Source organism: Actinacidiphila glaucinigra, assembly GCF_900188405.1.
In the GTDB taxonomy this organism is placed as follows: domain Bacteria; phylum Actinomycetota; class Actinomycetes; order Streptomycetales; family Streptomycetaceae; genus Actinacidiphila; species Actinacidiphila glaucinigra.
In genome coordinates, this window is record NZ_FZOF01000003.1 from 99,786 (window position 1) to 124,424 (window position 24,639).

24 protein-coding genes are annotated in these 24,639 nt (G+C 73.4%); 8 read left to right on the forward strand and 16 right to left on the reverse strand.

The features are described from left to right. Positions 1-28 precede the first annotated feature (28 nt). The gene (locus CHF15_RS07175; RefSeq protein ID WP_089222792.1) at positions 29-808 is read left to right on the forward strand and encodes a nucleotidyltransferase domain-containing protein; all 780 of its coding nucleotides are present in this window, start codon (positions 29-31) and stop codon (positions 806-808) included. A 121-nt stretch (positions 809-929) separates the two neighbouring features. Here CHF15_RS07175 and CHF15_RS07180 read toward each other — a convergent pair whose 3' ends face one another. Then, positions 930-1,814: a cupin domain-containing protein gene (locus tag CHF15_RS07180; protein ID WP_179279690.1), complete on the reverse strand. Its 885-nt coding sequence runs from the start codon at positions 1,812-1,814 to the stop codon at positions 930-932. Positions 1,815-2,026: 212 nt separating this feature from the next. Here CHF15_RS07180 and CHF15_RS07185 point away from each other — a divergent pair, with 212 nt between their 5' ends. Further along, a complete protein-coding gene (locus CHF15_RS07185) occupies positions 2,027-2,767 on the forward strand; it encodes an SIR2 family NAD-dependent protein deacylase (RefSeq protein ID WP_089222794.1) in 741 nt (246 codons plus the stop codon). 60 nt (positions 2,768-2,827) lie between these two features. Here CHF15_RS07185 and CHF15_RS07190 read toward each other — a convergent pair whose 3' ends face one another. Genes CHF15_RS07190 through hydA form a run of 6 tightly spaced genes read right to left on the reverse strand, consistent with a single transcriptional unit; the run spans position 2,828 to position 10,170 of the window. Then, positions 2,828-3,811 carry an aldo/keto reductase gene (locus CHF15_RS07190; RefSeq protein ID WP_375815854.1) on the reverse strand — a complete coding sequence of 328 codons (984 nt, stop codon included), beginning with the start codon at positions 3,809-3,811 and terminating at the stop codon, positions 2,828-2,830. A gap of 50 nt (positions 3,812-3,861) precedes the next feature. After that, positions 3,862-5,292: a phytoene desaturase family protein gene (locus tag CHF15_RS07195; protein WP_089222795.1), complete on the reverse strand. Its 1,431-nt coding sequence runs from the start codon at positions 5,290-5,292 to the stop codon at positions 3,862-3,864. Next, the gene (locus CHF15_RS07200) at positions 5,289-6,107 is read right to left on the reverse strand and encodes an inositol monophosphatase family protein (RefSeq protein WP_089222796.1); all 819 of its coding nucleotides are present in this window, start codon (positions 6,105-6,107) and stop codon (positions 5,289-5,291) included. The genes CHF15_RS07195 and CHF15_RS07200 overlap by 4 nt, the downstream gene beginning before the upstream one ends. A 57-nt stretch (positions 6,108-6,164) precedes the next feature. Further along, a complete protein-coding gene (locus CHF15_RS07205; RefSeq protein ID WP_089222797.1) occupies positions 6,165-7,703 on the reverse strand; it encodes an NCS1 family nucleobase:cation symporter-1 in 1,539 nt (512 codons plus the stop codon). Positions 7,704-7,720: 17 nt separating this feature from the next. Beyond that, on the reverse strand, positions 7,721-8,743 hold the full coding sequence (locus tag CHF15_RS07210) for a TIGR03842 family LLM class F420-dependent oxidoreductase (protein ID WP_089222798.1): 1,023 nt from the start codon (positions 8,741-8,743) through the stop codon (positions 7,721-7,723). A gap of 20 nt (positions 8,744-8,763) precedes the next feature. Next, positions 8,764-10,170, reverse strand: coding sequence for a dihydropyrimidinase (gene hydA, locus CHF15_RS07215; RefSeq protein WP_089222799.1), 1,407 nt, complete (start codon positions 10,168-10,170; stop codon positions 8,764-8,766). Positions 10,171-10,464: 294 nt separating this feature from the next. On the opposite strand from hydA, the gene CHF15_RS07220 reads away from it, so the two are divergent. Both CHF15_RS07220 and CHF15_RS07225 read left to right on the forward strand, forming a co-directional pair. Next, complete coding sequence (locus tag CHF15_RS07220) at positions 10,465-11,217, forward strand: hypothetical protein (protein ID WP_089222800.1); 753 nt, start codon at positions 10,465-10,467, stop codon at positions 11,215-11,217. Continuing rightward, positions 11,214-12,050 (forward strand): endonuclease/exonuclease/phosphatase family protein, encoded by an 837-nt coding sequence (locus tag CHF15_RS07225; protein ID WP_089222801.1) that lies wholly within the window; start codon positions 11,214-11,216, stop codon positions 12,048-12,050. The genes CHF15_RS07220 and CHF15_RS07225 overlap by 4 nt, the downstream gene beginning before the upstream one ends. Positions 12,051-12,105: 55 nt before the next feature. Here the strand turns inward: CHF15_RS07225 and CHF15_RS07230 are convergent, their stop codons facing one another. The 4 genes from CHF15_RS07230 to CHF15_RS07245 all read right to left on the reverse strand — a co-directional run bounded on the left by CHF15_RS07230 (position 12,106) and on the right by CHF15_RS07245 (position 16,637). Continuing rightward, positions 12,106-13,413 (reverse strand): aspartate aminotransferase family protein, encoded by a 1,308-nt coding sequence (locus CHF15_RS07230; RefSeq protein WP_089223112.1) that lies wholly within the window; start codon positions 13,411-13,413, stop codon positions 12,106-12,108. Positions 13,414-13,421: 8 nt separating this feature from the next. Then, positions 13,422-14,267, reverse strand: a complete 846-nt coding sequence (locus tag CHF15_RS07235; RefSeq protein WP_089222802.1) for a nitrilase-related carbon-nitrogen hydrolase — start codon at positions 14,265-14,267, stop codon at positions 13,422-13,424. A 130-nt stretch (positions 14,268-14,397) separates the two neighbouring features. After that, a complete protein-coding gene (locus CHF15_RS46365) occupies positions 14,398-15,849 on the reverse strand; it encodes a hypothetical protein (RefSeq protein ID WP_265737389.1) in 1,452 nt (483 codons plus the stop codon). A gap of 194 nt (positions 15,850-16,043) precedes the next feature. After that, a complete protein-coding gene (locus CHF15_RS07245) occupies positions 16,044-16,637 on the reverse strand; it encodes a CGNR zinc finger domain-containing protein (RefSeq protein WP_089222803.1) in 594 nt (197 codons plus the stop codon). A gap of 91 nt (positions 16,638-16,728) precedes the next feature. On the opposite strand from CHF15_RS07245, the gene CHF15_RS07250 reads away from it, so the two are divergent. Then, entirely contained in the window at positions 16,729-17,475 is a 747-nt protein-coding gene (locus tag CHF15_RS07250) for a metallophosphoesterase (protein ID WP_089222804.1), read from the forward strand. On the opposite strand, the gene ggt is transcribed toward CHF15_RS07250, so the two are convergent. Next, on the reverse strand, positions 17,457-19,271 hold the full coding sequence (gene ggt / locus CHF15_RS07255; protein ID WP_089222805.1) for a gamma-glutamyltransferase: 1,815 nt from the start codon (positions 19,269-19,271) through the stop codon (positions 17,457-17,459). The two genes, CHF15_RS07250 and ggt, sit on opposite strands and share 19 nt — an antisense overlap. Before the next feature lie 88 nt (positions 19,272-19,359). Here ggt and CHF15_RS07260 point away from each other — a divergent pair, with 88 nt between their 5' ends. Beyond that, the gene (locus tag CHF15_RS07260) at positions 19,360-20,115 is read left to right on the forward strand and encodes a hypothetical protein (protein WP_089222806.1); all 756 of its coding nucleotides are present in this window, start codon (positions 19,360-19,362) and stop codon (positions 20,113-20,115) included. A gap of 52 nt (positions 20,116-20,167) precedes the next feature. Here the strand turns inward: CHF15_RS07260 and CHF15_RS07265 are convergent, their stop codons facing one another. Continuing rightward, a complete protein-coding gene (locus CHF15_RS07265) occupies positions 20,168-21,082 on the reverse strand; it encodes an SGNH/GDSL hydrolase family protein (RefSeq protein WP_089222807.1) in 915 nt (304 codons plus the stop codon). Between the two features lie 454 nt (positions 21,083-21,536). Between CHF15_RS07265 and CHF15_RS07270 the strand changes: the two genes are divergently transcribed. Further along, complete coding sequence (locus tag CHF15_RS07270) at positions 21,537-22,283, forward strand: GntR family transcriptional regulator (RefSeq protein WP_089222808.1); 747 nt, start codon at positions 21,537-21,539, stop codon at positions 22,281-22,283. Between the two features lie 54 nt (positions 22,284-22,337). On the opposite strand, the gene CHF15_RS07275 is transcribed toward CHF15_RS07270, so the two are convergent. Both CHF15_RS07275 and CHF15_RS07280 read right to left on the reverse strand, forming a co-directional pair. Next, entirely contained in the window at positions 22,338-22,622 is a 285-nt protein-coding gene (locus CHF15_RS07275; protein WP_018563010.1) for a TfoX/Sxy family DNA transformation protein, read from the reverse strand. A 29-nt stretch (positions 22,623-22,651) separates the two neighbouring features. After that, positions 22,652-23,173: an ATP-binding protein gene (locus tag CHF15_RS07280; protein ID WP_089222809.1), complete on the reverse strand. Its 522-nt coding sequence runs from the start codon at positions 23,171-23,173 to the stop codon at positions 22,652-22,654. A 141-nt stretch (positions 23,174-23,314) separates the two neighbouring features. Here CHF15_RS07280 and CHF15_RS07285 point away from each other — a divergent pair, with 141 nt between their 5' ends. Further along, entirely contained in the window at positions 23,315-24,169 is an 855-nt protein-coding gene (locus tag CHF15_RS07285; protein WP_089222810.1) for a hypothetical protein, read from the forward strand. A gap of 27 nt (positions 24,170-24,196) precedes the next feature. On the opposite strand, the gene CHF15_RS07290 is transcribed toward CHF15_RS07285, so the two are convergent. Beyond that, positions 24,197-24,637 carry a DUF6278 family protein gene (locus CHF15_RS07290; protein WP_018563013.1) on the reverse strand — a complete coding sequence of 147 codons (441 nt, stop codon included), beginning with the start codon at positions 24,635-24,637 and terminating at the stop codon, positions 24,197-24,199. Positions 24,638-24,639: the final 2 nt, after the last annotated feature.

Here is a 24,639-nt window from a genome sequence, read left to right on the forward strand (position 1 = left end):
GCCCGAACACGTACCCCCGGTCTCCCCCATGGCGCGGGCTCTCGCCCGGGTCCCCGGTGTGGTCGCGGTGATGCTCGGCGGCAGCCGGGCGCGCGGCACGCACCGCCCCGACTCCGACTGGGACCTCGGCGTGTACTACCGCGGGGAACCGGACCTGGAGGCGCTCGCCGCGCTCGCCGCCGAGGCGACGGGCGGGCCGGTGGAGATCGCCGGCCCCGGCGGCTGGGGGCCCTGGGTGAACGGCGGGGCGTGGCTGCGCGTCGGCGGCCTGCAGGTCGACTGGATCCTGCGGGACCTGGACCGTGTGCGGCGGGTGTGGGACGACTGCCGCGCCGGCCGCTACGAGGTGGGCGTCCAGGCCGGCCATCCGCTGGGCTTCTGGTCCCCGGTGTACGCCGGCGAGGTCGCCCTCGGCCGTGTCCTGGCGGATCCGGCGGGCGAGCTGACCGCGCTGCGCGAAGCCACGCTGGTCTACCCCGAGCCGCTGCGCGAGGCGCTCGTCGGGGCGTCCTGGGAGGCGGACTTCCTCGTGGTGAACGCCCGCAAGTCCGCGGGTGCCGGGGACGTCCTGCACGCCGCGCTCTGCCTGTCGCGGGCGGTCGGGGTGCTGACGCAGTCGCTCCACGCCCACCACCGCGAGTGGTGCCTCAACGAGAAGGGGGCCCTCGCCGCCGCGGGCGCCCTCCCGGACACCCCGCCCGGCTTCCGGGCCCGCGCCGAGGCCGTGCTGGCCGGCCTCGGCGACCCGGTGGCGGCGGTGGAGGACGCGTCGGCGCTGGTCGGACAGGTCCGGACGGCGCTGGGCTGACCCGGAGGCGGAACCCCGGGCGGCGACCCGACGCCCGCCTGCGGCCGGCCGCGTCCCCCGGGGAGGGCGCGGAACCGGTGACGCCCTCCCCGTGGACCCGTCTCGCGCGCGGCGGCGACGGTCACCCGATGTTGGTCTGCTGCGACCAGTCGTTGTGGAAGGTGAATCCGCCGCTCGCCGGCGGCATCGGCGACTGCACCTCGATCCAGCACAGGGGCTCCGTGCCCAGCGCCGCGAAGCCGTGCGACGCGCCGACGGGCGCGAAGACGAGGTCGCCGGCCCCGGCCAGGTCCTGCTCGCCGTCGCAGAAGGAGCGCGCCTGCCCGGAGATCAGGTAGTAGATCTCCTCGAAGGGGTGGAAGTGCTCCTTCGCGGTCTTGAGAGGAGCGTTGTCCACAACGCCGGGCGTGAACTGGACGATGAACATCGCATGGTGGCGCGCCCCGAGGAGATCGTCCACCATCATGCGGATCTGGACGTTCTGCACGTTCGCACCGTGGTAACCCGGCATGGAGATGGACCCGGGCGGCGCCATGTCCGCCTGGTCGAAGTGACCGGCGTACGGTTTGGCCGGGTCGAGTTCGTCGACGGGCACGCCCTGTGTGGGCACGTGCGTCCCGGGCGCCTCGAACACCCCCCACGTCCCCCTGCCGTCGATGGGGCGCGGCTGGGGGGCGTGCACGCGCAGCATGCGCACCCGCTGATCGGTCGGGTTGCTCCACGCGTGGCCGACGGCGTAGGGCACGAGGCCGAAGTCCTGTGGGCGCAGGGCGTAGTGGTGGTCGGCGACCGCGAGCAGCGGGTTGCCCTCCAGGACGAAGTACGACTCCTCGAACGGGTGCCGGTGTCCGACGACGTGGCCACCGGGCTCGAGTTCGACGATCGCGATCGACAGATGACTGGCGCCATCGTCCGGGCCGAGGAAGTGCGCCACACGCACGCCCTTGCCCGGCTCACTCGGGTGCGACTCGACGAACTCGAGGGAGTCCCCCCGGTGAACGCTCAAGGATCGGGGAGCTCGCGAGACCTCTGCTGACTGCTTCATGGTCGCCTTTCCCTGCTAGGTCCAGTGCTACGAGACTGTTCTCGACCGCTGTTAATCGAGACAAAATCGCAGGTGGGCGAGCATGCGGCGAAGGCCGGCGGGGACGGGCGGCGCGTGCCGCGCGGCGCGATATCCGTTCGCTCGAAGGCCTGCGGGCGTCCTACTCTCGGCTCATGGTCAGGCCTCTCGTAGCCATTCTCAGTGGCGCAGGTATCTCCACCGATTCCGGCATCCCGGACTACCGCGGTCCGAACGGGCTGTGGCGGCGCGATCCGGAGGCCGAAAAGCTCGTGACGTACGAGCACTACATGGCCGATCCCGACGTGCGCCGCAGGTCGTGGCTGATGCGCATGGACAGCGCGGCGCTGGAGGCGCGGCCCAATGCCGCGCACGAGGCGATCGTCCGGCTGGAGCGCTCGGGGGTGCCGGTGCGCGTGATCACGCAGAACGTCGACGGTCTGCACCAGATGGCGGGGCTGCCCGAGCGCAAGGTGCTGGAGCTGCACGGCACGGCCCGTAGCGTGGAGTGCACGCGGTGCCACGACCGTACGCCCATGGACGAGGCGCTGGCACGGGTCCGGGCGGGCGAGCCGGACCCCGCGTGCGGGAAGTGCGGCGGGATCCTGAAGTCGGCGACGGTGATGTTCGGGCAGCGGCTGGATCCCGTGGTCCTGGGCAACGCGATGGCCATCGCCAAGGGGTGCACGGTCCTCGTCGCGGTCGGCACCAGCCTGCAGGTGCAGCCGGCCGCTTCGCTCGCCGGGATGGCGGCGGAGCACGGCGCGCGGCTGGTGATCGTCAACGCCGAGCCGACGCCGTACGACGACATCGCGGACGAGCTGGTGCGCGAGCCGATCGGGAGCTCACTGCCCGCGCTCCTGGACGGGATCGCCCGGCAGGCCCCGACCGGCTGACGCGGGTGCCCCCGGACGGCATCTCCGGGGGCACGGCTCACGGCAGGTCCTGCGCCGCGACTACCAGCGGTGGTGGACCTGGGCGCGGATGCTCCGGTCGTACAGGTCCCGGACGGCGTCCAGCGTGCTCTGCGGCAGCGGCGGCAGGGCGGCGGCCTCGGCGTTGGCGTGGGCCTGCTCGACGGAACGGGCGCCGGGGATCACCGTGGTGACGCCGGGCTGCTGGATGATCCAGCGCAGCGCCGTCTGGGCCGGGGTGGCACCCTCGGGGGCGAGGGCGGCGAACTCGGCGGCGGCCTCCAGGCCGGTCGCGTAGTCGACGCCGGAGAAGGTCTCGCCCTGGTCGAAGGCCTCGCCGTGCCGGTTGTAGGTGCGGTGGTCGTCGGCCGGGAAGACCGTGTCCTTGGTGTAGCGGCCGGACAGCAGGCCGGAGGCGAGGGGGACGCGGGCGATGATGCCCACGCCGGCCTCGGCGGCGGCCGGCAGGACCTGCTCCAGGGGCTTGAGCCGCAACGCGTTGAGGATGATCTGCACGCTGGCGACGCCCGGGCGGGCGATCGCGGTCAGCGCCTCCTCGCAGGTCTCGACGCTGACGGCGTAGGCCGCGATGCGCTGCTCCTCGACGAGGGTGTCGAGGGCGTCGAAGACGGCGTCCGAGGAGTAGACGGCGGTCGGCGGGCAGTGCAGCTGCACGAGATCGAGGGTGTCGACGCCCAGGTTGGCCCGGGAACGGTCGTTCCAGGCACGGAAGTTGTCCAGGACGTAGTTCTCGGGGACCTGGGCGACCCGGCGGCCCATCTTCGTGGCGACGAAGATCCCGGCGTCCGGGCGCTCCCGCAGGTAGCGGCCGATCAGCTGCTCGCTGCGTCCGTCGCCGTAGACGTCCGCCGTGTCGAAGAGGGTCACGCCCTCCGCCACGGCCGCGTCGAGGACGGCGAGTGCGTCCTCCTCACGGACCTCGCCCCAGTCGGCGCCCAGCTGCCAGGTGCCGAGACCCACGACGGACACCTTGCGGCCCGTCCTGCCCAATACGCGCTGCTCCATGCCTTCGATGCTAGTCGCTGCCCCGCCGCCCGCCGCCGACGGGGCAGGGGCTACCGGCGGGCGGCGCCCGCCAGGTGGCGGCGGACGGCGCGGGCCGCGTGGTGGCCCGACATGCCGTGGACACCGGGGCCGGGCGGGCTGGCGGAGGAGCAGAGGAAGACCCCGGGGCGCGAGGTGGCGTAGGGGTTCCACCTCACCTTGGGGCGGAAGGCCATCTGCAGGCCGGCGAAGGCGCCGCTGCCGATGTCGCCGCCGACGTAGTTCTCGTTGCGGGCGGCGAGTTCGGCCGGGCCGCTGACCGCCCGGGCGAGGACGAGGTCCCGGAAACCGGGGGCGAAGCGCTCGATCTGCCGCTCGACGGCCTCGGTGGCGTCGCCGCGCCAGCCGTTGGGCACGTGTCCGTACACCCAGAAGACGTGCTTGCCCTCGGGGGCGCGCCCCGGGTCGACGACCGTGGGCTGGGCGGTGATGAGGAACGGGGTCTGCGGCGGGCGGCCGCGCACCGCCCGGTTCAGGGCGTCGCCGATCTCCGCGAAGCTCGGCCCGATGTGCACGGTGCCGGCCCGCCGGGGCTCGGCGGCGGTCCAGGGCACGGGGCCGTCGAGGGCGTAGTCGATCTTCCAGACCGCGGGGCCGTAGCGGTAGTTCCGGTACGCGTCGCCGAGCCCGGCGATACGCGCCAGCGCGGTCGGCGAGGTGTCGAAGACGTACGCCCGGGCCGGCGGCAGCTCGTCGAGCTTGCGGACCATGACGCCGGTGTGGATGGTGCCGCCGAGCAGCCGCAGGTAGGAGGCGAGGGCGTCGGCGATCGACTGGGAGCCGCCGCGCGGGACCGGCCAGCCGACCTCGTGGCCGGAGACGGCGAACAGCAGCGCCGTCGCGCCGGTGAGCGGGCTGGTCAGCGGCGCGATGGCGTGGGCGGCGAGACCGGCCAGCAGCCCGCGCGCCTTCTCGTCGCGGAACAGCCGGGCGAGCACGGCCACCGGCGGCAGCCCGGTCAGCCCGAAGCCCGCGAAGCGCAGCGGGTCGCTCGGCAGTCCCCGCCACTGGGGGCGCAGGAAGTCGTGGGCGAGGGTGTCCCAGCGGCCGACGTACGGGGCCAGGAGCCGGCGGTAGGTGCCCGCGTCGCGCGGTCCGAGCGAGGCGGCGGTCGCGCCGACGGTGCGGGCCAGGACCGCCGCGGTGCCGTCGTCGAAGGGGTGCGCGAGCGGCAGCTCGGGGTGGAGCCACTGCAGTCCGTGCTCGGCGAGCGGCATCGCGTTGAACGCGGGCGAGCCGGCGCCGAACGGGTGCACGGCGGAGCAGGGGTCGTGGCGGAAGCCCGGCAGCGTCAGTTCCTCGGTGCGGGCGCCGCCGCCGACGTGGTCGGCGGCCTCGAAGAGCTCCACGGAGTGCCCGGCCCGGGCGAGTTCGACCGCGGCGGTCAGGCCGTTGGGCCCGCCGCCGACGAGGATGACGTCCGTGACGTGTGCCCTGCTCATCGGTCACCCGCCATGAGGTCGACGACCCGTCGCGCGGTCGCCTCGTCGCGCGCCACGGAGAAGGGGAAGGCGTTGCCGCCGCCGATCCGGAAGGGCACGCCCCCGGCGGTGACGCTGGCGCCGCCGGCCTCGGCCACGAGCAGCACGCCCGCCGCGTGGTCCCAGGGCGATTCCCAGGTGAAGGCGACGGCGTCGATGGCGCCCCGGGCGACCTCCAGGTAGTCCAGCCCGGCGCAGGTGCACTGGCGGGCCTCGACGCCGTCGGTGCCGAGCCCCTCGAACCGGCGCCGCTCCTGTTCGTCGAGGAAGGCGAACTGCGAGGTGGCGACCTTGAGCGCGGCCCCGCCGGAGTCGCCGGCGGTGCGGATCGGCTCGCCGTTGAGCCGGGCGATCCCGCCGCGGCGGGCGGTGGCCATCAGGTCCAGGCGCGGCACGTACGTCCAGGAGGCGTGGACCTCGCCGCCGTGGGCGAGGGCGACGAGCGTGGCGAACTCGGGCCTGCCGGCGACGAAGTTGGCGGTGCCGTCCACAGGGTCGACGATCCACACCGGGTCGTCGCCGCCGATGCGGCGCAGGATGCCCGGGTCGGCGTGCACCGCCTCCTCCCCCACCACGACGGAACCGGGCAGCAGCGCCGGCAGCTCCCGCGCGAGCCGCAGTTCCGCCTCGCGGTCGGCGACGGTGACCAGGTCCCCCGGTCCGGTCTTGTGGCTGATGTCGCCGGCGCCCAGCTGTCGCCAGCGCGGCACGACCTCCGCCTCGGCGGCCGCGCGCACGGTGTCCTCGACGGCCTTGAAGAGTGCGTCATCGATCACTCCTCCATCAGACCAGATCGGCCGCGGCGCCGCGCACCCGCCGTGGCTTTGGCGGGTTCACGCCGTCCGCGCGGCGGGTCCCGCCTTCCGCATCAGGGCGGTGTACAGCACGAACGAGGTGACCAGGCCCACCGCCCAGCCGTAGTCCGCGAGCGGCTTCAGCAGCGGGATCAGTCCGTCGACGGGGAACGGACCCTGCTTGCGGCCCTCGGCGTCGACGGTGGAGTACGAGCCGCCGACCGCGAGCAGGCCGCCCATGAAGAGGGCGAGCACCGCCCGCCAGTTCCAGCCACGGCGGTACCAGTAGCGCCCGGCACCCGCCTCGTACAGCTCCGGCAGCGCCAAGTGCGTGCGCCGCACGACCCAGTAGTCCGCGATGAGGACGCCGGCCACGGTGCCGAGGACGCCGCCGACCACGCCCAGCCAGGTGAAGATGTACAGCTCGGGGGTGGAGGTCAGTTTCCAGGGGAAGATCAGCACCCCCACGACGCCGGTGATCAGCGCGCCGGTGCGGAAGTCGACGTGCCGGGGCGCGAGGTTGGACAGGTCGTACGCCGGGGAGACCACGTTGGCCGCGATGTTGACGCTGAGGGTGGCCACCAGCACCGTGACCAGGGCGTAGAGCAGCCCGAGGACGTTGTCGGTCTTGCCGGCCAGCTCGACCGGGTCCCAGATGGCCTCGCCGTAGACCGCCTGGGAGCCGGAGGTGACGAGCACCGACAGGACGGCGAAGAGGGTCATCGTGGTCGGCAGGCCGAGCGTCTGGCCCCAGACCTGGGCACGCTGCCCGGCACCGAAGCGGGTGAAGTCGGGGATGTTGAGGGAGAGCGTCGACCAGAAGCCGATCATGCCCATGAGGGCGGGGAAGAAGACCTTCCAGAAGTCCCCGCCCCAGCCCAGTTCCGAGGGCTGGTCCAGCAGGTGGCCGAGGCCGCCCGCCTTGTTCGTGATCCAGACCAGCAGGACGACGGCGCCGACGAGGACGAAGGGCGCGGCCCAGTTCTCGAACCGGCGGAGCGTCTCCATGCCCCGGTAGATGATCGCCAGTTCCAGCGCCCAGAAGGCGAGGAAGCAGACCCACAGCGTCCACGGGTAGCCCGCGACGTGCGCGGCGCCCGCCCAGCCGCCCCAGATCTTGCCCAGCAGGACGAAGATGCCCTGGCCGCCGATCCAGGTCTGGATGCCGAACCAGGCGCAGGCCACGGCGGCGCGCAGCAGCGCCGGGAGGTTCGCGCCGCGCACCCCGAACGAGGAACGCGCCAGCACCGGGAAGGGGATGCCGTACTTGGGGCCGGCGTGGCCGGTGAGCAGCATCGGCACCAGCACGATGACGTTGGCGAGGGCGATGGTGAACACCGCCTGCTTCCAGTCCATGCCGAGGGCGACCAGGCCCGAGGCGAGGGTCCAGGACGGGATGTTGTGCGCCATCCCGATCCACAGCGCGGTGAAGTTGTAGGTGGTCCAGTGCCGTTTGGCGATGGGAATCGGCAGCAGGTCCTGGTTGGCGTACGGGCCGTGCGGGACGGCCGCGTCGAGTCGGAGCTCGACGCGGCCGTCGGGGTGCGTGATCTGGGCGGGCGGCGTGGGGGCCGTCATGGGCGCGGTGCTCCCCCTCAGCCGCGGAGTACGGGGATGACGGCGGAGCCGTAGGCGTCGATGGTGGACTCCTTGGCGTCGTGCATGTCGTAGACCGCGAACTGGTCGACGCCGAGGGCCTTGAGGGCGCGCAGCTTCTCGACGTGGCGCTCCGGGGTGCCCAGGAGGCAGAAGCGGTCGACGATCTCGTCGGGGACGAACGCGGTGTCGGGGTTCCCCGAGCGGCCGTGGTGGGAGTAGTCGTAGCGCTGGCGGGCCTTGATGTAGTCGGTGAGTGCGTCGGGCACGGAGGCGGAGTGCTCGCCGTACTTGGAGACGAGGTCGGCGACGTGGTTGCCGACCATGCCGCCGAACCAGCGGCACTGCTCGCGGGCGTGGGCCAGCGCCTGCGGGGAGTCGTCCTCGGTGACGTACGCCGGAGCCGCCACGCACACCTTCACCTCGGCCGGATCCCGGCCGGCGGCGACCGCGGCGTCCCTGACGGCCTTGACCATCCACTCCGTCAGATAGACGTCGGCGAGCTGCAGGATGAACCCGTCCGCCTTCGCCCCGGCGATCGCCAGCGCCTTGGGCCCGTACGCCGCCATCCACACCGGGAGTTCGGCACCGGGCCGCACCCACGGGAACTTCACCACCGCCCCGCTGCCGAGGTCGGCCTCCCGGCCCTCGGCGAGCTCGCGGATGACGTGCATCGCCTCCTCGATGCGCGCGAGGGTGTTGGGCTTGCGGCCCGCGACCCGCATCGCCGAGTCGCCCCGGCCGATGCCGCAGATCGTCCGGTTGCCGAACATCTCGTTCAGCGTGGCGAAGGTCGAGGCGGTCACCTCCCAGGTACGGGTGCCCGGATTGGTGACCATGGAGCCGACGACCATCCGCTCCGTCCGCGCCAGGATCTGGCTGTAGATGACGAACGGCTCCTGCCACAGCACGGTCGAGTCGAAGGTCCAGCCGTGGGTGAAGCCGTTGCGCTCCGCGCGCCGCATCAGCTCCACGACCCCCGCAGCGGGCGGGTCCGTCTGCAGGACGAGTCCGAAGTCCATGGCTCTGCTCCCTGGGGTGGCTAGACGAGGTACTGGCAGGTCTCGCGGGTCTGGTAACGGCCGTGGCCGGCCCGGCCCAGGTAGCGGTCCTGGTCGACGACGACCGTGCCGCGGGACATCACGGTGCGGGCCTTGCCGCGCAGGCGTTTGCCCTCGTAGGCGGAGTAGTCCACGTTCATGTGGTGGGTGGCGGCGGACACGACCTGCTCCGCGCCCGGGTCGTAGATCACGATGTCGGCGTCCGCGCCCGGCGCGATGGTGCCCTTGCGCGGGTAGAGGCCGAACATCCGCGCCGGCGTCGCGCAGGCGATCTCGATCCACCGGCGGCGGCTGATCTGACCGTCCACCACGGCCTGGTGCAGCAGGTCCATCCGGTTCTCCACCCCCGGCAGCCCGTTGGGGATCTTCGAGAAGTCACCCCGGCCCAGCTCCTTCTGCCCCACGAAGCAGAACGGGCAGTGGTCCGTCGACACCACCTGCAGGTCGTTGGTCCGCAGGGCCCGCCAGAGAACCGCCTGGTGCTCCTTCGGGCGCAGCGGCGTGGAACACACGTACTTGGCGCCCTCGAAGTCCGGCTCCGCGAGGTTGTCCGTGGACAGGAACAGATACTGCGGACACGTCTCTCCGAAGACGTTCAGCCCCTCGTCCCTGGCGAGGGCGATCTGTTCGACCGCCTGCTGGGCGGAGACGTGCACGACGTAGAGCGGGGAGCCCGCGACCTGAGCGAGCCGGATGGCGCGGTGGGTCGCCTCGGCCTCGAGGAGGGCGTGCCGTACCTCGCCGTGGTAGCGGGGGTCGGTCCGGCCCGCCGCCAGGGCCTGTTCGACCAGGACGTCGATGGCGATGCCGTTCTCGGCGTGCATCATGATCAGGCCGCCGTTGTCGGCGCCGCGCTGCATGGCCCGCAGGATCCTGCCGTCGTCGCTGTAGAAGACCCCGGGGTAGGCCATGAACAGCTTGAAGGAGGTGACGCCCTCCTCGACGAGGATGTCCATCTCCTTGAGGGTGTCCTCGTTGACGTCGGAGAGGATCATGTGGAAGCCGTAGTCGATCGCGCACTGCGCGTCGGCCTTGGCGTGCCAGCCGTCGAGTCCGGCACGCAGCGACTCGCCGACCGACTGGACGGCGAAGTCCACGATCGTCGTCGTACCGCCCCAGGCGGCGGCCCGGGTGCCGGTCTCGAAGGTGTCGGAAGCATGGGTGCCGCCGAAGGGCAGCTCCATGTGGGTGTGCACGTCGACGCCGCCCGGGATGACGTACTTCCCGGTCGCGTCGATGACGCGGTCGGCGGACGCGGTCCAGCCCCGTGCCGGGTCGGAGTCGTGCGACGCGAGGGCGGCGACCCTGCCCCCCTCGACGAGGACGTCCGCGTGGACCTCCTCCGCGGCGGTGACGACCAGTCCGCCCCGGATGACGATGCGGCTCATGCTCCCACTCCTTCCAATGGCTGAGGGCGGGGTCCCCGGAAACCTCGATGCCATGTCGGAACGGCTCTACGCACGTAGACCCCGCCATGGTGGAAAACGTATGACCGGTCACCCACGGTGGCAATACCGCTGCTCTCCATCTACGGGGACGATCGCTGCGACCCCGCACCCCCGTACGGCGAACGCTCACAATATGCCATGAACCGGGCGTTCGGGTCTGTAGGTGACGAGGTGTGAAATCGCGTTGCCCCGGCCGCGGTGGCACGGCGACGATGGGCGCATGGAGGATCCCGTATGCGGCTGAGGCTGCGTCACTTCCGTCCGCGCACCGGCCCGGTGGAGCACCGGATCGTGCAGCCCTGGCATCCCCCGCGCCACACGGCCCTCACCGACCCGGCCGGGTACGGCTTCCTGGTCGGCGACCATGCGGGGCTCTCGGCGCTGGCCGGGCTGTTCTCCTTCGCGGCGTGCTCGCGGCGCACCGTCGTCCACGTGCCGCTGCGCCGCGGAGTCCCTCTGGACGAGGAGGCGTACCTGGAGGCGGCCGGCGGCCGCGTCGACCTCGTCCTCGTCCATCACTCGCTGGGCCTGCGGGTGAGCGAGTGGCCCCGGCTGCGCCGCCGGCTGACCGGCGGGGTGCCCCTGACGGTCCGTACCGACGAGGCGCGCACGGCGCGCGACGCCGACGCCTGGTGGCAGGGGTACGGCCACGCGGACTCCCGTGACCGGCTGCGGCCTGTCGGGCACGCCCGGACGCTGTTCCTCGTCGGCGGCCGCGGCACCTTCTCCTGCGCCGCCACGCAGCTGGCGTGGGCGGCCGGTCAGGGGCCGCGCAAGAAGGGCGTGGTGAAGGGGCGCATGGCCCTGGTCGAACAGCTCACTCCTCTGCTGGAGTCCGCGGGCCGCGGGCGCGGGCCCGAACTCGACGTCGCCTTCAAGGCGTACCCGCCGTACGCCCACTTCCGCAGGCCGGGCCGTCCGCGGCAGCGGGCCGGCACCCCGGCGCCCTCCCCCGCCGCCACCGGACCACGGGCGGCGGGCCCATGAGGTTCGCGACGTTCAACGTGCTGCACGGCCTGCCGATCAGTGACGGCAGACCGGCCCCCTTCCCCGGCGGTGACGCCGGGGAACCCCTCGCGCGGGCCGTCGCGTCCCTGGACGCCGACGTCCTCGCGCTGCAGGAGCTGGACCGCTTCCAGGAACGGTCCGGCCGGGTGGACCAGGCAGCGGCCGCCGCCGCGGCGTCGGGCGCCCGGGACTGGCGCTACGCGTCGGCGGTGCATGGCAGCTCGGTGCCGGGCAGGGGCTGGGTGCCCGATCCGGCCGAGCCCGGGCTGCGCGTCTACGGTCCGCGGGACGCGGCCGACGGCGACGGCCCGCCGTCGCACGGGACAGCCCTGGCCACCCGGCTTCCCGTACGGGAGTGGCGGGCCCGGCGGCTGTCCCCCTCGCCCGTCGGGCTGCCCCTGCGGGTGCCCGGACTCGCCGGGCTCCGGATGATGACCGACCAGCCGCGCTGCGCCCTGGCCGCCGTCCTGGAGGGCGCGCGCGGGCCGTTCACGGTGGTCGCGGTGCACCTGTCGTTCGTCCCCGGCTGGAACGTGGGCCAGTTGGTGGCGGTCCGCCGCTGGATCGCCGGCCTGCCCCGGCCCCACCTGCTCCTGGGCGACCTCAACCTGGTGGGCCCGGTGCCGCCGCTGGCGCTGGGCGGGGCCTGGCGGGCGCTCGCCCGTACGCGCACCTACCCCTCGCACCGTCCCCTGGTGCAGTTCGACCACGTACTGGCGGCGGGCATCGGGCGGGCCGCCGTGCGCTCCGCGGCGGCGCCGGCCGTGCCGGTCTCCGACCACCGGCCGCTCGTCGTCGACCTGGAGCTCTGACGGCATCGCGCGGGCCGGGCCAAGGACCCGGTCCACGCGATGTCGTGACGTCCCCTCAGGCCGGGCCGTCGCCCAGCTCGCTCTGCGCCTGCTTGAGCGCCGCCTCCAGGATCGAGGCGCCCTCCTCCGCCTCGGCGACGGTCAGGGAGAGCGGCGGGGCGATGCGCAGCGCGTCGCCGGCCCGGCCGCCCTTGCCGATCAGCAGACCGCCCTCACGCGCCGCCTCGAGGACGACGCCCGCCGCGGCCGGCGACGCCAGTTCGAGGCCGAGCATCAGCCCGCGGCCGCGCACCTCGCGCACCACCGGGAGCCCGGCCGAGATGGCCTCCAGCCGCGACCTGAGCAGACCGCCCACGCGCCGCGCGTTGCCCTGCAGGTCGTGGTCGAGGAGGTACTGGAGGTTGGCCAGCGCGCCCGCCGTGGTGATGGGGCTGCCGCCGAAGGTGGAGATGGAGTTGGCGGTGAGGCAGTCCATCACCTCGGCGCGGGCGACGACGCCGCCCATCGACAGCCCGTTGCCGACGCCCTTGGCGAAGGTCAGGATGTCCGGCGGGCCGGAACCCTCGTGCGCCTGCCAGCCCCAGAAGTGCTCACCGGTCCGTCCCCATCCGGTCTGCACCTCGTCGGTGATCCACAGGATGCCGTGCCGGTCGAGGACCTCCTTGAAGGCGGCCAGCAGCCCGTCGGGACCCGAGGTGAAGCCCCCGACGCCCTGGACCGGTTCGGCGATCAGGGCGGCGACCTGGCCGTTGGCCTGGCCGAGGATGTCCTCCAGGTCCGCCACGCACGCGGCCGTGAACTCGGCGTCGGACAGGTGCGCGTAAGGGCCGCGGTGGCGGACGCCGCCGTGCACGTACAGCGTCTGGAGCGGTGACAGGCTCGTCGGCGACCAGGAGGTGTTGCCGGTGATGCCGATCGCGGAGAAGGAACGTCCGTGGTAGCTGTTGCGCAGCGCCAGGATCTGGTTGGACTTCCGGTAGGTGGTGGCGAGCAGCAGCGCGGTGTCGTTCGCCTCGGTGCCGGAGGTGGTGAAGAAGACCCGGGCGTCCGGGATGCCCGACAGCCGGGCGATGCGCTCGGCGAGGTCGACGGCCTGGGAGCTCAGGTAGAGCGTGGAGGAGTGCAGGATCCTCCCGGCCTGCTCGCGGATCGCCGCGGTGACCTCCGGCAGGGCGTGCGCGGTCATGGTGGTGAGGATGCCGCCGAAGAAGTCGAGGTACTGGCGGCCCTCGGCGTCCCAGACGTGGCGGCCCTCGCCGTGGGTGATCTCGATGGGCTCCCGGTAGTACGTCGCGAGCCACTGCGGCATCACGGCCCGGTGGCGGGAGAGGAGCGCGGCGTGCGGGTTCTCGGTGATGGTCATGGACGTGTTCACGCCTCCGTCAGAGTGCCGTAGGCGTCAGGGCGGCGGTCCCGGTAGAAGGCCCACTGCTGGCGCACCGCGGGGATCAGGTCGAAGTCCAGGTCACGCACGATCAGCTGTTCCTCCTTGTCGGAGGCGACGTCGCCCACGAACTGGCCCCGCGGGTCGACGAAGTAGGACGTGCCGTAGAAGTCGTTGTCGCCGTAGACCGGTTCCTGGCCGACCCGGTTGATGGCGGCGACGAAGTACTCGTTGGCGACGGCCGCGGCCGGCTGCTCCAGCTGCCACAGGTAGGAGGAGAGCCCGCGGTGGGTCGCCGAGGGGTTGTAGACCAGCTGTGCTCCCGCGAGGCCGAGCGCACGCCAGCCCTCCGGGAAGTGGCGGTCGTAGCAGATGTAGACGCCGACCTTGCCGACGGCCGTGTCGAACACCGGCCAGCCCAGGTTGCCGGGCTTGAAGTAGTACTTCTCCCAGAAGCCCTTGACCTGCGGGATGTGGTGCTTGCGGTACTTGCCGAGATAGCTGCCGTCGGCGTCGATCACCGCGGCGGTGTTGTAGTAGAAGCCGTCCTGCTCGATCTCGTAGACCGGCACCACCGTCACCATGCCCGTCTCCCGGGCGAGGGTCCGCATGCGCTGCACGGTCGGGCCGTCCGGCACCCGCTCGGCCCACCGGTAGTTCTCGGCCTCCTGCACCTGGCAGAAGTACGGGGAGTTGAACACCTCCTGGAAGCCGATCACCTGGGCGCCCCGCGCGGCCGCCTCGCGGGCGTGCTCCTCGTGCTTCGCGATCATCGACTCGGTGTCACCGGTCCACGTCGCCTGGACGAGCGCGGCGCGTACGACATTGGGCATGACAGCTCCTTTGACGCGAGGTCACGCCGGAACGGCGGGCTGGTCTACGCACGTAGATCCGGCGCTGGGACGAACGTAAGAGCCCACAGCCCACTGTGGCAATACCGGCGCCGTTACTCAACGAAGCCGATCAGATTTCGCGGTCGGGCAGACCCGCTCGGCGCAGTGCGGCGGCCACGTCGCGGCGTTTGGAGACCGACACCAGCCCCGCCGCGTCCAGGAGCGGGCCGACGAGCCCGGCGCCCTCGCGGACGATGCCGGCGGCCGCCTCCGGGCTGCGGGCGCGGACGAGGGCGGCCAGGAGGCTCAGCGCGGCGTCCCGGTGGCCGGCGTCGAGGAGGGCCTCGGCGGTCGCGGCGACCTCGGCGGCGGGCCTGGCGGCCGCCTGGTGCAGCAGGGTCCGCCGGTCGTCGCCGCGGCCGGCGGAGTCCAGGGCGGTCGCGGCGGCCGCCAGACGCCGCGGGGGCTGTGCGGCCAGCTCCCACAGCAGGGTGGCCACGTCCGCGGCCAGTCCCGACCGCTCCAGCGCGGCCGCGAGCTCGGGGACGTCCTCGGGCGGGCCCGCCACGGCCTCGCTCATCAGCACGTACGCCTCGCCGGTGCGGCCGGTGCGGCGCAGTTCCGCCATACGTGCCGCGGCCAGCCGCGCGGCCTCCCTGCGGGCGTGCGCCTCACGGACGTCGGTGCGCGGCTGCCCGGCCTCGCGGGTGCCGGGCGTCTCACGGCCCGCCGCGCCGGCGAAGCGCGCTCCGCGGGGACCTGGGGCGGCGCCGCCCTCCGGTGCCGCGACGACGGGCGGCGCGACAGGGGCTGCGGCCGCCTCGGCCTCGGGTGCGCCGGCGAAGCGGGCACCGCCGTACCGCGCTCCACCGCGGGGGCGCTGCCTGCGCCCACGGGCGGAGGGCCGGTGGGCCGTCCCGGGCTGGGCGGCGTCGTCGTCACCACGGCCGGGTGCGGCGGCCGGAGCGTCCTCGTCCGGGGGCGGGGACGCGGCCGGGGCGCGGGGTGCCGGCACGCGGGAGGCCGGGGCCGTCTGCGGGCGGAACCAGCCCTCGGGAACGACGGGGCGGGAGCGGACCGCGTCCAGGCGCGCCTGGAACTCCGCGCAGCGCGCGACGGCCCGTTCGCGGTCGTCGCGGGCCCAGGCGAGCTCGTTGCCGAGGCGCTCCGCCTCGGCGGGGGTGGCGGCCGCACGCAGCGCGGCGGCGACGTCGCGCTCGTGCAGCACCGCGTACCGGCGTTCCCTGGATAAGGCGTCCAGTCGCGTGCTCAGCGCCGCCTCGCCGCCCGGTGCGGCGTCATGGGCGGCGACGGCGGCGGCGTGCAGTCTGCGGGCGGGCTCGGCCGCCGCCTCCTCCGGGTGGGTGCCGCGCGCGGCGGCGGCGTGCTGGAGCAGGGAGAGGACGACGTCCCACGGCGGGACGTCGGACCCGTCGAGCCAGGCCCTGACGCCTTCGGGATCGCGTTCGGCGAAGACCGCGTACCAGCCGGGCGTGTCGCCCACCGCGCCGACGAGCCCCCGGAGGTACCGGGCGAACTCGTCGACCGAGCCGATGACCTGGCTGCGCGCCCCGCGTTCCACGCTCGCTCCTCCCTGCCCGCCGCCCGGCGGCGGAAGCGTGTGGTCCGCACGGCATTCGACACCCGTCGTGTTACGGCGGCGCTACGGAGAGTTTTCACGCAGGGGGCGGAGGTTGCACGGGCGCCCGGACCCCGCGCGGAGGCACGGCGGTGCGCCCCCTCACCGGCGGCCCGGCACCAGGGCGTCCCCGGGCCTCAGGACGGGGCCGCCTCCGGGTGGTGACGGCGGTAATGGCGTGCGACACGGGCGCGGTTGCCGCAGGACGGCTTGCACCACTCCTGGCGGCCGTGGGACTTCACGAAGTACCGGACGCAGCGGGGCGCGGTGCAGGCCCGCAGCCGTTCGCGCTCGGGTCCTGCGAGGAAGCCGACGGCGGCGCGGGCGAGTTCGGCGACGACCCGGGCGGCGGGGTCGTCACCCTCCGCCGCGGGCACGAGGCGGGCCACGGGCGCCTCCTCCGCTTCCCACACAAGCCGGGGCACGACGGGGACCCGCGCCGCGGCGGCGTTGAGGTGCGCGAGGGCCTGCTCGGCGGGCGTCAGGCGCCGAGCGTCGGCGGAGCTGGGCTGTGCCGGCGCCACGGCGCGGGCGAAGAGGGCGCGCACGGCGCGGCGGAGGGCGAGGACATCGGCGAGCGCGGCGCCGTCCGCGGTGAAGTCTCCGTAGTCGGGGACGTGTTCGCGGACCCAGGCCGTGAGCGCGGAGGGATCGACGAGGTCGTCGGCGACCCCTCCGTCGCCGTCGTGCCGGATGGTGCTCACCAGTTCCAGGGCCAGGTAGCGCTCCACAGCGCCCCTCCTCTTGATCGTCCGCCGGCCGCACCCTACCGTTCTAATGGCAGAAGAGTAATCAAGCATTAAGCCTGGAGGGGAGCGGCCCATGCTGCTGGCTCACATCAGCGATCTGCATCTGGACGGCACCGAACGCTCGACGGAGCGCGCCACCCGCGTCATGTCCTATCTGCGCGGGCTCCCGCGGCCGCCGGACGCGCTGCTGGTCACCGGCGACATCGCCGACCACGGCGCCCCGGCCGAGTACGAGGAGGCCGTCCGGATCCTCGACGCGCCCTTCCCGGTCCTTCCCTGTCCGGGCAACCACGACCGGCGGGCCGCCTACCGCAAGGCGCTGCTGGGCGAGGCCGAGGAGACGGGACCGGTGAACCGGGCGCACCTCGTGGCCGGGACCGCGGTCCTGATGTGCGACTCGACGATCCCGGGCGAGGACGACGGCCTCCTCGACGAGGAGACCCTGGGGTGGGTGTCCGCGACCCTGGGCGGGCTGGCCCCCGGCACCCCGGCGCTGCTGGCCTTCCACCATCCGCCCGTCGCCCTGCACCATCCGCTGCCCGACGGCTACCGGCTCGGCCGGCCCGCGGCCCTGGAGGAACTGCTGTCCGCGCACCCGGAGGTGGTCGCCGTCCTGACCGGGCACGCGCACACGCCCGCCGCCACCACCTTCGGCGGGCGGCCGCTGATCGCCGCGCCCGGGGTGACGTGGACGCTGCGCATGCCGTGGGAGGGCGAGCAGGACGGCTCGGTGGCCGACCGCTCGGCGCCGCCCGGCGTCGCCTTCCATGTGCTGGACGACGAGCGGCGCCTGACGACCCACTACCGCGTGGTGCTCTGAACCACCATCGCCGAGCCGCCGCCGCGGCGCACCGTCTCGGCGGCGGCGAGCCAGCGGCCGTCCGGCAGCCGCTGCACGCCGGTCGTGGCGCCGATCTCACCCGCGTCGGCGAAGCTGTGCCCGATGTCCTTCAGCTCCGCCGCCACGTCGCTCGCGAGGAAGGCGGGCTCGACCTGGGTGGCCGCGGCATTGCGCTGGCTGGCACGCGGCGCGGCGATCGCGTCCACCAGCGGCATGCCGCGGTCGACGTGCTCGGTGAGCACCTGCAGCACGGTGGTGATGATCGTGGCGCCGCCGGGCGAGCCCAGCGCGAAGTCGACACGGCCGTCCTTGAGCACGATCGTCGGCGACATCGAGGAGCGGGGCCGCTTCCCGGGGCCCGGCAGGTTCGGGTCGTGGACGGCGGGACTGGCCGGGACGAACGAGAAGTCGGTCAGCTCGTTGTTCAGCAGGAAACCGCGCCCGGGGACGGTGATCGCGCTGCCGCCGGTCTGCTCGATCGTCAACGTGTACGCGACGACGTTGCCCCACTTGTCGGCGACCGTGAGGTGCGTGGTGCTCTCGCCCTCGTACGTCGTCGGGGCGGCCTTGCCGCCACTGGCGCAGCGCGCCGGGTGGTACGGGTCCCCCGGGGCGACCGGGCTGGTCAGCACCGCGTCGTCCTTGATCAGGCAGGCCCGGGAGTCGGCGAACTTCCGGGACAGCAGCCCCGAGGTCGGGACCTTCTCGAAGGCCGGGTCGCCGACCCAGCGACCGCGGTCGGCGAACGAGATCCGGCTCGCCTCGAGGAAGCGGTGCAGGTACTGCGCCTCGGACAGCCGCGAGAGCCTGCCGGTGCGCTCCAGGATGTTCAGCGCCTCGCCCACCGTGGTGCCGCCGGAGGAGGAGGGGGCCATGCCGTAGACGTCCAGACCGCGGTACGAGACGCGGGTGGGGCTCTGCGGCTTGGCCTTGTAGGCCTTGAGGTCCGCCGTCGTGAGGTCGCCCGGGCGGACGACGCGGGTCGCCGCCGGGTCCACCGGCGGCTTGCGCACGGTGTTCACGATGTCGGCGCCTATGCCGCCGCTGTAGACGGCGGAGACGCCCTTGCGGCCCAGCTCCGCGTAGGTGCGGGCGAGATCGGGGTTCTTGAGGGTGGAGCCGACGGCGGGCGGTTGCCCGCCGGGCAGGAAGAGCGCCGCGGTGGCCGGGAAGTCCTTGAAGCGCGCCTGATTGGCCTCCGTCTGGCTGCGGAAGGTCGCGTCCACGGCGAAGCCGTCGTGCGCGAGGCGCTCGGCCGGCCCCAGCACGTCCCGCAGGCTGCGGCTGCCCCAGGACCGCAGGGCGGTGTCCCAGGTCGCGGGCGTGCCGGGAACGCCGACGCTCAGACCGCTGGTGACGGCGTCGTTGAAGGGAAGGGGTTGCCCGTTCTCGACGAAGAGCTTGTCGGTGGCGCTCCTGGGGGCCGTCTCACGGCCGTCGATGGTGTGGACCTTGCGGTGCTTGGCGTCGTAGTAGACGAAGTAACCGCCGCCGCCGACTCCCGCGGAGTACGGCTCGGTGACACCCAGGGCGGCCGCGGTGGCGACCGCGGCGTCCACGGCGTTCCCCCCGCGCCGCAGCACCTCGATGCCCGCGGCGGAAGCGTCGGCGTCGACACTGGAGACCGCGCCCCCGTAGCCGACGGCGAGCGGGACCTTGGCGGGCGTGGCGTCCCGTGCGCGGGCGTCCACCCCTGGCGGGGCCGCGGCCACCGACAACGCGGCGGTGGCGGTTACGGCGAGCAGCGACAGACTCCGTACAGCGTGACGACGCATACGTGGACCTCCACTGGGGCGACCGTCCGGGCAGCCTAACCCCACCCTGCCTTTCTCGTCAGGAACGCCTCAACTACCATCCCGGCCCATGAGCGACGACGTGCGCAACATCCTCCTGGGACTGGCCGCGAGCGGTATCAGCGCCGCGCTGGGCTGGTTCGTCCGCACGTACCTGTGGCGGCGCAAGCTGCACCGCAAACAGCGTTTCTTCGGGCTGCCCTCCGGCTCGGAGTGCCTGATGGTGATCAACCGCGATCCGGGCTCGACGCGGGGATGGAGCGTGGCGCGCCATGACGTCTTCGCGCTGATCGAACTGTCCGCGCTGATCAAGGAGTGCGCTGCGCACGCCGAGATCCTGCCCCACGACACCGCGTGGCAGGGCTTCGGCGCGCGCACGGAGTTCTGCATCGGCGGTCCCATATCCAACCATCGCATGGCGGCGCACCTGCGCTCCATGCTGCCCGGTTTCCAGGTCAACGACTTCACCGGGCCCGTCGAGGACCAGGGCGCGCTGACCGTGGGCGGCGAGACCTACCGCATGGAGAAGGGCAAGGTGGAGTATGTCTTCCTGGCCCGGCTGGCCGCCGACGAGAACACCGGGAACAACCGCCCGGTCTTCCTCGCCTCCGGCCAGCGCGGGGTGACCAACCAGGCCGCCGTGCGCTACCTCGCCCGCCACTACCTGCGGCTGTCCCGCAAGTACGGAGTGGACGGCACCTTCTGCCTGCTGCTGAAGGTCGTCAACTCCGACGCCTACGGACCCGATGTGGTGGAGGTCGTCGCCGACGTCACCCGTGAGGCCAGGACCCCCGCCAGTCGCCCGGTGGCCGTCGCCGCGGAGTGACGGGCCCGGCGCCGGACGGGCGGCCGCGGGGGCACGGGCCCCCGCGGCCCCGTCATATGCGGCCGCGGACGCAGAGCCGGTCCAGGACGGCGGCGGCCATGGCCTTCTCACCCAGCGCGTTGGGGTGGGCGGGCGCGGCCGGAGCGGCGGGTGTGAGCGGCTCGATCCAGCGGACGCCCGGGGCCGTGCACATGTCGTGGCCGACGGTCGGGGTGTAGGTGTCGACATAGGTCGCGTGGGCGGCCTTGGCACGCCGGGCCAGCATGGCGTTGAGCCGCTTCTCGGTGTCCCGGAGGTAGGCGAAGTCCCCGTCGGCGAAGGGCACGGCCGGGCGGCAGCCGACGCCGCTGTCGGGGAGCAGCGCCGGGTAGCCGACGACCACGACACGGGCCCGCGGCGCGCGGTGGTGGATGGCGTCGAGCACGGCGTCGATCTTCGGCGCCGTCGCCTCCACGGCGGCCCGCAACTGGTCGGTGCCGCCGGCCGAGTAGTACTTCTGGCAGGGATTGCCGGTCGGGTCGGAGACCGCGGCGCCCGCGCAGGTGCGGATGATGCTGCCGAAGCCGACGTCGTTGCCGCCGATCTGCAGGGTGACCAGGGAGGTACGCCGGCTCAGGGCGTCCAGTTGCGGTGGGTTGCTGCCCTGCGCCTTCCACATCTCGGCGGTGGTGGCCCCGCCGCAGCTCACGTCGGTGAGCGTCGTGCCTCTCAGGCGCTGCGCGACCAGCGAGGGGTAGTTGCGGTTCGACCGGGCGCAGTTGGCGTCCACCTGGTCGGGGATGAGCGGTCCCGAGGTGTACGAGTCCCCGAGCGCGACGTACGCGTCCCGGTGGCCGTTGCCGTGGCCGTGTCCCGGACGGTGGCCGTCGCGCGTGTGCGCGGTGGCCGGAACCGTGCTCACCGCGGTGAGCACGAGCGCGGCCGACGCCACGGCCGCTCCCAGGATCGATGCACGTCCGACACCCATCGGGCCCTCCCCCTGTCGACGCTGACGGGTTCAGACTCGGCGCCCCGCGCGTCCCGAGTCAATGGATGTGTCGCAAGTTCGCTCGACGGACTGACGTTCCCTCAGGCCCGGCAACCGCTGCCGGCGCACCGCATCCGGACGTATCGGCAGTGTGACGCCCTCGGTCACCGGGGCGGGGAGCGAACACCCGAAGGCCCCCTTCGGAGTGGACCTGATGCCGTACTCCACCGCCTACGAGATCCCGGCCGGCCGCGGCCGGGCGGCGGCCGCGGACACCGTCGGCCCCCTCCGCGTCGAGCATCTCCGGCCTGGCCTTCTCCTCCCCGGCGGCGCAGCCCTCGCGGCTCTCCGTACCGCTTCGCCGACCGTCACTCCCGTAGCGTGCGTACCTCGGTACGCAGCCGTGGCCTGCGTACCTAAGGTCGTGCCACGAGCGGGAGAGAGGACGGCGCGGATGGCCGAGCCGGGGCCGGTGTACCAGTGGATCGCCGACGACCTCATGCGGCGGATCGACGAGGGACTCCTCAAGCCCGAGTCCCCCATCCCCTCCCGTTCCCGGCTCAAGGAGGCCTACCGGGCGAGCGACCAGACCGTCGACCGGGCCGTGCGCGTGCTGAAGGCGGCGGGATACGTCGAAGGGCAGTTCGGGCGAGGGGTGTTCGTGGTGGACCGTTCCGCCCGCGCGACGCTCGACCGCGGCACGGGCTCCGTGGACTCGCCCTTCGCCACACGGGTCGTCGGAGACACCGCGGAGGTGGACTGGGAGGCCTCGACCGTCACCATGACCGCCCCGCCGGCCATCGCCGAGCGGCTGGGCATCGCCACCGGCGACCCGGTGGTGATGACCCGTTACGAGTACCTGGCAAACCGCCGGCCCGTGCAGCTCGCCACCAGTTGGGAGCCGCTGGCCATCACCGACGGCACGGACGTCGCGCACCCCGAGCGCGGCCCCTACGCCCGTCGCGGGGTGCGGGGGCGGCTGGCCGCGATCGGGGTCCGCGTCGTACGGGCCCGCGAGATCCTGGAGTCGCGGCCGGCCACCGGCTGGGAGGCACAGGCGCTCGGCTGCGCGCACGGACAGTGCGTGACGGCGGTCCAGCGGACGCACTTCGACGCCGACGACCGCGCCGTCGAGACCTCGGACACGGTGATCCGCGCCGACCGCTGGCGCGTGGCGTACAGCATCGACTTCTCGTCCTGACGGGGTCCGGTGAGGCCGCGCCCCGCCGCCGGCGGCGGTGTCTGCGTACTGTGGCTATCGGCCTCCGGCGGCAGCGCCCGCGTGGCCCTCGCCGAGCACCCGGCCGACCAGCGCGTCGCGGTCGGCCTTGGGGATGGCGGTCCAGCGGGTACCGCGGATCGCGCCCTCGAGGGCGAGCAGGGTGTGGGTGCGGGCGTCCTCGGGAAGCCCCTCGCGGATCATCGCGAAGGCCCCTCCGGATCCGAGTCGGCGCAGCTCGTCGGCGTCCGGCACGCCGGCGCTGCGGAGGCGCTCGGCCAGGACCGCGCCGATGTTGGGCATCTGCTGCAGGGAGTCCATGACCCCATCATGCACCTCCCGACGCCCCGTCAGACGGCGATCTCGGCCCAGACACGCTTGCCGCCCGGGAGGAGTTCTGTCCCCCAGCGGTACGTGAGGGCTGAAACCACCTGGAGACCGCGGGTGCTCCCGGTCGTGTCGGGGACCCGCCCGGTCAGCACCAGGCAGGGCGGAGTGCGGGAGCCGTCGCGGACCGACATGTGCACCAGCGTCAGCCGCCGCGACAGCATCACGCCCCCACGCCGGCCGCCGGCGTGCCGTACGGCGTTGGAGACGAGCTCGGCGAGCACGATGCCCGCGGTGTCCAGCAGGTACCCGAGACCCCACACGTCCAGGGTCGCCGCCAGGATGCGGCGCGCCTGCGCGGGCGCCAGGTCGTCGGCGGGCAGGAAGACCTCACCCAGCAGCACCGTGGCGGGCGGGGCCGGAACGGGTTCGGCCGCCGGATCGTGGGTATGGAGGGTATCCGGGGGCGACTCGCCGCCCGCATCCCGGCCGGCGCCGGGGGCGACGCGCCGGAACGGGGGCCGCGCGGCCAGGTTGTCCCCCATGTGACCACCTCACAGGTGTCGTAGGTGGCGCCGAGCATTCCCGTGAAGCCCACGTGCACGCGATACCCCCGCGCTATTCTCACCACGACATACCCGCTGGTAACGCCGGTGGAACGCCGACGGGGTGGACGGGAGTCGTGGATGTCGGAACCGGTTTCCGGTGATGCCGTCGAAATCCCCGCGTGGGCCTGGGAGCGCGAGGAGATACGCGAGGCCCTGCGGACCCGCGACGCCGGAGCGATCCTGCGGTTCGCGCAGCAGTACGGGGGCGCGAGCCAGTCGCGCATCGCGGCCGCGACGGGGCTGCTGCAGGGCCGGGTCAACGAGATCGTGCGGGGCCGCCGTTCGGTGGTGCGGTTCGACGTGTTCGAGCGGATCGCGCAGGGCCTGCTCATGCCGGACCACGCGCGGCTGCTCATGGGGCTCGCGCCGCGCCGTCTGCGCTCCTACGGCGTCCGGGACCTGATGGACCATCCGCAGGTCGCCGCGGTCGCGCTGACCAAGCCGGAGGCGGCCGCGGAGATCCGCGAGGTGGCGGCAGGCGCCGACGCGGTGGACGTGGTCGGGGTGCGCGCCCTGGGGCTGCTGGCGCTCGGCGACTCGCTGCTGCGCGGGCCGCTGACGCGCCGGGGGCGGTCCCCGGCCCGTATGCGGCTGCTGTTGCTGCACCCGGAGAGCCCGGCGGTCGCCCGGATCGCGGAGGAGGTCGGCGAGACACCGCGCTTCTTCGCCTCGAGCCTGCGCTTCGCGGAGGACATGCTCGGCGCCCTCGCCGAAGAAGGAACGATTCACCTCGAGGTCTACCGGTACCGCACCACGCCGGTGTGGCGGCTGGTACGCCTCGACGGCGCCGCCTTCGTCTCTGTCATCGGACCGCCGGCGGACCCACGTGGCTCGCTGGTCTACCGGCTCTCCGCCACCCCGCCCGGTTCGCTGCTCTACGGCTTCGACCGCTGGTTCGAGGCCATGCTCGGCGAGGCCGAACGCGTCATCTAGGCGCCCGGCCACGTGCCCTGGCGGCGCTCAGGCCTCGGAGGCTTCGGCGTAGACCTGGGACAGCTCCGGGGTGCCGCTCTCCGCCCACTCGTGGCCGGCCTCGACGACGTCGAGTTCACGGCCGGAGGCCAGCAGGATGACGGGCCGGCCGTTGGGCCAGATCTGCCAGCTGGCGCCCGGCACGGTGCGCACGACGACCGTGCCGAGGTAGAGCCCGGCGTCGTTGCCGAGCCAGGACAGCTCGTCCGGGTCGTCGCGCCAGCGCGGGACCAGCTGGTCCAGACGCTCCAAGGAGACGGACGTGTCGTCCAGTTCGACTCCCTCGGCCTCGGCCCTGGCACGCAGCAGCTCGCACTCCGAGAGCAGTTCGGCGACTCCTTCCGGGTCCTCGGCGAGGGACTCCGGTACGGCCGCGCCGCGGACCTCGCCGTACCGTTTGCGCCACCTGTCCAGGAAGGAGATGTCCATGG

Bases quoted from the DNA above. Each gene is read 5' to 3' on its own strand.
- CHF15_RS07185 (WP_089222794.1), top strand. From the start codon at position 2,027: ATGGTCAGGCCTCTCGTAGCCATTCTCAGTGGCGCAGGTATCTCCACC.
- CHF15_RS07230 (WP_089223112.1), bottom strand. From the start codon at position 13,413: ATGACCATCACCGAGAACCCGCACGCCGCGCTCCTCTCCCGCCACCGG.
- CHF15_RS07175 (WP_089222792.1), top strand. From the start codon at position 29: ATGGCGCGGGCTCTCGCCCGGGTCCCCGGTGTGGTCGCGGTGATGCTC.
- CHF15_RS07235 (WP_089222802.1), bottom strand. From the start codon at position 14,267: ATGCCCAATGTCGTACGCGCCGCGCTCGTCCAGGCGACGTGGACCGGT.
- CHF15_RS07250 (WP_089222804.1), top strand. From the start codon at position 16,729: ATGCTGCTGGCTCACATCAGCGATCTGCATCTGGACGGCACCGAACGC.
- CHF15_RS07270 (WP_089222808.1), top strand. From the start codon at position 21,537: ATGGCCGAGCCGGGGCCGGTGTACCAGTGGATCGCCGACGACCTCATG.
- CHF15_RS07210 (WP_089222798.1), bottom strand. From the start codon at position 8,743: ATGGACTTCGGACTCGTCCTGCAGACGGACCCGCCCGCTGCGGGGGTC.
- CHF15_RS07205 (WP_089222797.1), bottom strand. From the start codon at position 7,703: ATGACGGCCCCCACGCCGCCCGCCCAGATCACGCACCCCGACGGCCGC.
- hydA (WP_089222799.1), bottom strand. From the start codon at position 10,170: ATGAGCCGCATCGTCATCCGGGGCGGACTGGTCGTCACCGCCGCGGAG.
- CHF15_RS07265 (WP_089222807.1), bottom strand. From the start codon at position 21,082: ATGGGTGTCGGACGTGCATCGATCCTGGGAGCGGCCGTGGCGTCGGCC.
- ggt (WP_089222805.1), bottom strand. From the start codon at position 19,271: ATGCGTCGTCACGCTGTACGGAGTCTGTCGCTGCTCGCCGTAACCGCC.
- CHF15_RS07260 (WP_089222806.1), top strand. From the start codon at position 19,360: ATGAGCGACGACGTGCGCAACATCCTCCTGGGACTGGCCGCGAGCGGT.
- CHF15_RS07190 (WP_375815854.1), bottom strand. From the start codon at position 3,811: ATGGAGCAGCGCGTATTGGGCAGGACGGGCCGCAAGGTGTCCGTCGTG.
- CHF15_RS07220 (WP_089222800.1), top strand. From the start codon at position 10,465: ATGCGGCTGAGGCTGCGTCACTTCCGTCCGCGCACCGGCCCGGTGGAG.
- CHF15_RS07225 (WP_089222801.1), top strand. From the start codon at position 11,214: ATGAGGTTCGCGACGTTCAACGTGCTGCACGGCCTGCCGATCAGTGAC.
- CHF15_RS07195 (WP_089222795.1), bottom strand. From the start codon at position 5,292: ATGAGCAGGGCACACGTCACGGACGTCATCCTCGTCGGCGGCGGGCCC.
- CHF15_RS07285 (WP_089222810.1), top strand. From the start codon at position 23,315: ATGTCGGAACCGGTTTCCGGTGATGCCGTCGAAATCCCCGCGTGGGCC.
- CHF15_RS07290 (WP_018563013.1), bottom strand. From the start codon at position 24,637: ATGGACATCTCCTTCCTGGACAGGTGGCGCAAACGGTACGGCGAGGTC.
- CHF15_RS07280 (WP_089222809.1), bottom strand. From the start codon at position 23,173: ATGGGGGACAACCTGGCCGCGCGGCCCCCGTTCCGGCGCGTCGCCCCC.
- CHF15_RS07275 (WP_018563010.1), bottom strand. From the start codon at position 22,622: ATGGACTCCCTGCAGCAGATGCCCAACATCGGCGCGGTCCTGGCCGAG.